5 protein-coding genes are annotated in these 6,340 nt (G+C 66.2%); 3 read left to right on the top strand and 2 right to left on the bottom strand.

The window, feature by feature from the left end; all coding sequences use genetic code 11:
• Positions 1–417: 417 nt before the first annotated feature.
• On the top strand, positions 418–870 hold the full coding sequence (locus tag OJI97_RS11195; RefSeq protein ID WP_297663502.1) for a biopolymer transporter ExbD: 453 nt from the start codon (positions 418–420) through the stop codon (positions 868–870).
• Positions 871–1,204: 334 nt separating this feature from the next.
• Here OJI97_RS11195 and OJI97_RS11190 read toward each other — a convergent pair whose 3' ends face one another.
• Entirely contained in the window at positions 1,205–1,747 is a 543-nt protein-coding gene (locus tag OJI97_RS11190; protein ID WP_297663500.1) for a DUF1993 family protein, read from the bottom strand.
• Between the two features lie 25 nt (positions 1,748–1,772).
• Positions 1,773–3,557 carry an ABC transporter transmembrane domain-containing protein gene (locus tag OJI97_RS11185; protein ID WP_297663499.1) on the bottom strand — a complete coding sequence of 595 codons (1,785 nt, stop codon included), beginning with the start codon at positions 3,555–3,557 and terminating at the stop codon, positions 1,773–1,775.
• Positions 3,558–3,734: 177 nt separating this feature from the next.
• Between OJI97_RS11185 and OJI97_RS11180 the strand changes: the two genes are divergently transcribed.
• Complete coding sequence (locus tag OJI97_RS11180) at positions 3,735–4,955, top strand: polyhydroxyalkanoate depolymerase (RefSeq protein WP_297663497.1); 1,221 nt, start codon at positions 3,735–3,737, stop codon at positions 4,953–4,955.
• Positions 4,956–5,234: 279 nt separating this feature from the next.
• A complete protein-coding gene (locus OJI97_RS11175) occupies positions 5,235–6,224 on the top strand; it encodes a dipeptide epimerase (RefSeq protein ID WP_297663494.1) in 990 nt (329 codons plus the stop codon).
• Positions 6,225–6,340 lie beyond the last annotated feature (116 nt).

Raw genomic sequence — 6,340 nt, 5'->3', positions numbered from 1 at the left:
CATTCCCGCGAAAGGGGGAGCCCTGTGGGGGTTCAACGGACGGGGGCCGGGGGTTCCCGGTTTCGGGGGAATGACGAAAGTAGGAGGCACCAGGCGTCGCTTTCCGGTCGAAACCCGGCATTCCATAAAATTCGCGCAGAGACCGCAGAGGGGAAGCGCTGACCCCTCTGCGATCTCTGCGGCCTCTGCGCGAATGCCTATCAAAGCCGCCTTCGCGGCCATGACGGCTATCGGTCGAAAGCAGGCCTTCGTTGTGGCTTCCCGATTAATCCCCCGCCGTGCTTTTTATTTGCAGCGGTTCATAAATGTTATATCATAACAACATCGATCGAGGCGGCGCGATGGGATGGGCCGACCCGATCGGTAGTGCGGGACAAGCGCGAAAAGCGCGCGTTTCGCCCGACAGGGAGCGATAGGATGCGCAAAAGCAGCCGGTTTCAACGCAGTCGATTTCACAGCAGCATTTTTCGGGCCGACCCCAATGGCGATCCCGATATCAACACGACGCCGCTGATCGACGTGATGCTCGTCATGCTGGTGATGTTCATCATCACCATCCCGCCGCCGACGCACAGCGTCGATATCGTCCTGCCCAGCCAGGGTGTGGTCGATGGCAGGATCCTCGACGAAAATCATGTGACGATCGATGCGAGCGACATCATCCGCTGGAACGGCGATGCGATCGATCTGGCCGAGCTCGGCCTGCTCGTCAAAGCCGCGTCGAACCGAAGCGAGCCGGCGATGCTGCTGTTCGAACCCGAGGCGCGGGCACGCTATCTGCGCGTCGACGAGGCGATCGGCGCCATCCGGCGCAACGGCGCCAGCCGGATCGCCTTCCCGGGGATCAACCGCTATCGCGATCTGATCTAGGGGGCAGGGCCCACTAAATCCTGATCCGTCCGCTTTTTCCTTCGTCATTCTCGCGCAAGCGGGAATCCAGATTCTCTTCGTGCCTTCGTGCGAGTCCAAATAATCTCGCACGAAGGCACAAAGACACGAAGAGGACGAAAGAGAAGGCAGCGGAATGGGAGTGGCGGGAATTTAATAGGTCCTGACCCTGGAACGCCGCGCGTCAAATCGACACCACCCCAATTCCGTTCGCGTCGAGCGAGTCGAGTCATCTATCGGCATAGCGCTGCCCCGATGGGCCGTCTCCGCGCCGCCCTGGCGCGATGTCTTCCGAGTCGCTGCGCCGGTCGACGTGTCACGCGGCGGGCGCGGTTCCCGGGCGCAGATATGGCATCATGTAGCTGACATAGTCGCCCTTGCCGAGCGGCACGCCCATGTGGCGCATCACCGCATAGGCGGCGACGAGATGGAAGTAGAATTGCGGCTGCGCCCAGTCGCGCACGTAGGTAGCGGCGGTCATGTCGAACGCCATGCCGTTCGGAAGGTCGAAGCCGATAGCGCGGTCGTCGTCGCCGTCGAGCGTCGCGGGATCGATCGTATCGAGCCACGCCAGCGTCGCGGCGATCTGCGCCTGGAGGCCCTGAAAATCGGCGGCGTCTTCCCCCAGATCCGGCGCCTTTTCCGCGCCCAGGCGCACCGCGGTCTGGATCGCCTGCGCGCAGGTGAAACGGACCTGCGCCGCGAGCGGAAACATGTCGGGTGCGAGACGCGCGGCGATGAACTGCAATTCGCCGACGCCATTCTGCTCGCCCCAGTCGAGCGCCTTGACGAGTTGCCCCGAAAGCGCGCGCAGCCCGTTGGCATAGGCGGGGATGGTGAGGTCGTAGAGCGTGGGCATGGGGGCTTCCTTTGAAGGATGGCGGTCAGGCGGCGGCGAGATTGTCCTGGAACTGGAGCCGCGCGAGGCGGGCATAGAGGCCGTCGGCGGCGACGAGGTCGTCGTGGCGCCCCTCCTCGACGATGCGGCCTTCGTCCATCACGACGATGCGATCGGCAGCGCGGACGGTTGCAAGGCGGTGCGCGATGACGATCGTCGTGCGGTCGTGCATCAGCGCCTCGAGCGCGTCCTGCACCAGCCGTTCGGATTCGGCGTCGAGCGCCGAAGTCGCTTCATCGAGCAGCAACAGCGGCGCGCGGCGCAGCAGCGCGCGGGCGATGGCGACGCGCTGGCGCTGGCCGCCCGAAAGGCGCGCCCCGCCTTCGCCCATGAAGGTATCGAGACCGTCCGGCAGCTTGCGGAGGAATTCCTCGGCATTGGCGGCGCGCGCGGCGTCCCACAATTCCTCGTCGCTCGCCGCCCAATTGCCGTAGCGCAGATTGTCGCGCGCGGAGGCGGCGAAGATCACCGTTTCCTGCGGCACCATCGCGATCCGCGCGCGGATGGCGGCGGGATCGGCCTCGGTCAACGGCACGCCGTCGAGGCGGATCTGTCCCGCCTGCGGGTCGTAGAAACGCTCGGCAAGCTGAAAGAGCGTCGATTTTCCGGCGCCCGAGGGGCCGACGATCGCGACGGTTTCGCGCGGGCGCACCGCAAGCGAGAAATCGTGCAGCGCGGGCGCGTCGGGGCGCGTCGGGTAACGAAATTCGACATGGTCGAATTCGAGCGTCCCGGTCGCCGGCTCGGGCAGCGACTGCGGGTTTTGCGGCGCGGCGATGGTCGGTTCGGCGACGAGCAGTTCGTGAAGCCGCTCGGCCGCGCCCGCGGCGCGCAGCAGGTCGCCATAGACTTCGGTGAGCGCGCCGAACGCACCCGCGACGAGCCCGCCGGTGAGGACGAAGGCGGCGATCGTGCCGCCGGTGATCGTGCCCGCCGCGACCCCCGCGGCGCCATACCAGAGCAAAGTCGTGATCGCGCCGAAAAGCAGGCCGATGACGATCGCGGTCATCACCGCGCGGAGGCGGATGCGGCGTTTGGCGGTCGCAAAATTGGCCTCGACCGCGGCGGTGAAGCGGTCGGCTTCGCGGCCTTCCTGTCCGAAGGCCTGGACGATCTTCATCGCCCCCAATTGCTCGGCGGTGGTCGCGCCGATGTCGGCGACGCGATCCTGGCTTGAGCGGGAAACATTCTGAAGGCGGCGGCCGAGAATGACGATCGGCATGATGATCACGGGAATGCCGATCAGCATCCCCGCGGTCAGCCGGGGCGAAAGCGAGAAAAGATAGACGATCCCGCCGATCCCCATCACCGTGTTGCGCAGCGCGACCGAAACGGTGGTGCCGACGGTTTGTTCGATGATCGCGGTGTCGGCGGTCATTCGCGAGGCGATTTCGGACGGACGATTTTCCTCGAAGAAGCCGGGCGCGAGGCGCAGCAGGTTGCGCTGCACCCCTTCGCGGATATCGGCGACCGTCCGCTCGCCGAGCCAGCTCACGCAATAGAAACGCACCGCGGTCGCGGCGGCGAGCAGCAGCACGATGCCGTAGAAGATGCGGAAATGCGGCGCGACGTCACCGCCGCCGGCGACGAAGCCCGAGTCGATCATCGCCTTGAACTGATAGGGGATCGCGAGCGTCGCGAGCGCAGCGACGCCGAGTGCGATCGCCGCGATCAGCAAGCGCAGCGGATATCGGCTGGCATAGTGCCAGACCATGCGCAGGCTGGACAGCTTGCGGCGGGCCGGGGCGGATTGGTCTGATTTGGTCGCCATCGCGGATCGCCCTAGCAGCCGCGCCGACGCCGCTCAACGCCGCAAAATGGCGTCCCGCTTCAAGCCGTATGAAGCCGTGCAAAATGATGCATTGCACAATGATAGCGTTTCCCTAGACTGCTCAGCAAATAGGGCGCGCCGAAAAGAGCGCGGCCGGACGCAAGGGGCCCATCGAACATGCTGTATCACGCCTTTGACATGCAGAAGAGCTGGCTCGCGGGGGCCAGCGCGCTGGCGACCGCCGGGGCGCAGGCGATTCAGCATCCCGCCAATCCGCTGGGCTATTTCGGCGGCAGCCCGATGTTCGCCTCGGCGCTTGAAGTGTTCGCACACGCCGCGGCGCCGCGCGGCAAGCCGGGGTTCGAGCTGTACGAGACCGTCGTCGATGGCGAGACGGTGCGTGTCGCCGAGTCGATCGAGGCGCGCAAACCCTTTGGCCAGCTCAAGCATTTCAAGCACCGGGCGAGCGCGGGCAAGCCCAAGCTGCTGATCGTCGCGCCGATGTCGGGCCATTATGCAACCTTGCTGCGCGGCACCGTCGAGCGGATGCTGCCCGACCATGACGTGTGGATCACCGACTGGCGCGACGCGCGCAACGTGCCGCTGGAGGCGGGCAAATTCGACCTCGACGATTATGTCGATTATCTGATCGCGTGGCTCGAGCATATCGGGCCGGGCGCGCACGTGCTCGCGGTGTGTCAGCCGTCGGTGCCTAGCCTCGCTGCGGCCGCGGTGATGGCGGCGGCGGGGCACAAGTGCCGGCCGAAGACGCTGACGATGATGGGCGGGCCGATCGACACGCGCAAGGCGCCGACCGCGGTGAATCAACATGCGACGACGCGGCCCTATGCCTGGTTTCAGGAGAATGTCATCGCGACCGTCCCGGCCTGGTATCCGGGCGCCGGGCGCCGCGTCTATCCGGGCTTCCTCCAGCTTGCCGGCTTCATGTCGATGAACCTTGGCAATCACATGATGAGCCATTGGGAGATGTTCAAGCATCTGGTCGACGGCGACGGCGAGAGCGCCGACAAGACCAAGGAATTTTATGACGAATATCGCGCGGTCTGCGACATGACCGCCGAATTCTATCTCCAGACGGTCGATGTCGTGTTCCAGCGGCACCTGCTGCCCAAGGGCGAGATGCTCCATCGCGGCCAGCCGGTCGACCTCACGAAGATCGAGGATATCGCGATCCTGGCGATCGAGGGCGAGCGCGACGATATTTCGGGGATCGGCCAGACCAAGGCGGCGCTGACGCTCGCCAAGGCGCTGCCTTCGGACAAGAAGAAATATCTGATGGCGAAGGGCGTCGGCCATTACGGCATCTTCAACGGCCGCAAATGGCGCGACGAGATCGCGTCGGCGGTCGAGACATGGATTCGCGCGCACGGCGGGTGAGAGGCGGCGGGTTTCGATCGATAGGCGACGTTAGCCCCTCCCCTTCAGGGGAGGGGTTGGGGTGGGGGCCATCGGCCTTGCTCAAGGCTGCTGCCCCCCACCCGCTGCGACTAACGAACAAGTTCGTAAGTCTCGCTGCCCTCCCCTGAAGGGGAGGGCGTGATTTTGCCTGAACGTCCGCCCACCCCAAAGCAGGCATATCGTTCCGCAATACCGGGGCGTCGCGGATTTGGCCGAAAGGGATTTGCCGGTCCCGGCGATCTCCACTAGCCTTCCCGCATGGCTATCCACCTGAAAAGCGTGCGTGTCGAGCGTTGGCCGGTGGCGGGGGCGTTCGTGATCAGCCGCGGCGCGAAGACGCATGTCGATGTCGTCGTCGCGGAAGTTGAGGATGGCGATGCCGTCGGGCGCGGCGAGGGGACGCCGGTCTATTATCTGGGCGAGGATGCGGCGGGGTGCCGCGATCGGATCTTGCACGCGGCAGCGCTTGTCGCCGGATTGGACGCCGCCGAGGCGCGCGGCGCGATTCAGGAGATCATGGCGCCGGGGGCGGCGCGCAACGCGCTCGACTGCGCGCTGTGGGACCTGGAGGCGAAGCAGCGCGGCCTCCGGCTCTGGCAGCTTGCCGGGTGCGACGGCGCGCCGACCGCGCGCGTCACCGCTTTCACCATTTCGCTCGGCACGCCGGGCGCGATGGCCGAAGCGGCCGCGACCGCCGAAGCCGACGGCTATCGCCTGCTCAAGATCAAGCTGACCGGCGAGGACGACCGGCTGCGCGTCGCCGCGGTGCGCAAGGGCGCGCCGAACGCGCGGCTGATCGTCGACGCCAATGAAAGCTGGGGGCAGGTCGATCTGCTCGGCGAGGCCGAGGCGCTGGCTGATATGGGGGTCGAGATGATCGAACAGCCGGTGCCGGTCGGTTCCGATGCGCTGCTCGACGGTGTCTATGCGCCGATTCCCTTCGTCGCCGATGAAAGCTGCCACACGGCTGCCGATGTCGCGCGCATCGGGCCTTTTTACGACGGGGTGAATATCAAGCTCGACAAGGCCGGGGGGCTGACCGAGGCGATGCGGCTCGCCGATGCCGCCGACGCGGCGGGATTGTCGATCATGGTCGGCTGTATGCTCTGCACCAGCCTGGCGATCGCGCCCGCTTTCGTCCTCGCGCAGCGCGCGCGCTGGGTCGATCTCGACGGGCCGGCGCTGCTCGCGCGCGACCGCGAGGGCGGGTTCGAGTTTCGCGAAGGACGGGTCGCGCCGCCGGTGTAGTCTGATACCCTTCGTCACCCCGGACGTGTTGACGGGGGGCGCGGGTGGGTGGGGGCCGGCGGGGGCCCCCGGGGACGGCGCGGGGGGGGGGGGGGGGAATTTTAGATAATATAAGT

Origin of the sequence: Sphingopyxis sp. (assembly GCF_025869345.1) — a bacterium.
Lineage (GTDB): Bacteria > Pseudomonadota > Alphaproteobacteria > Sphingomonadales > Sphingomonadaceae > Sphingopyxis.
Note: the sequence above shows the minus strand (reverse complement) of the source record. Positions and strands in the feature narration are given on the sequence as shown.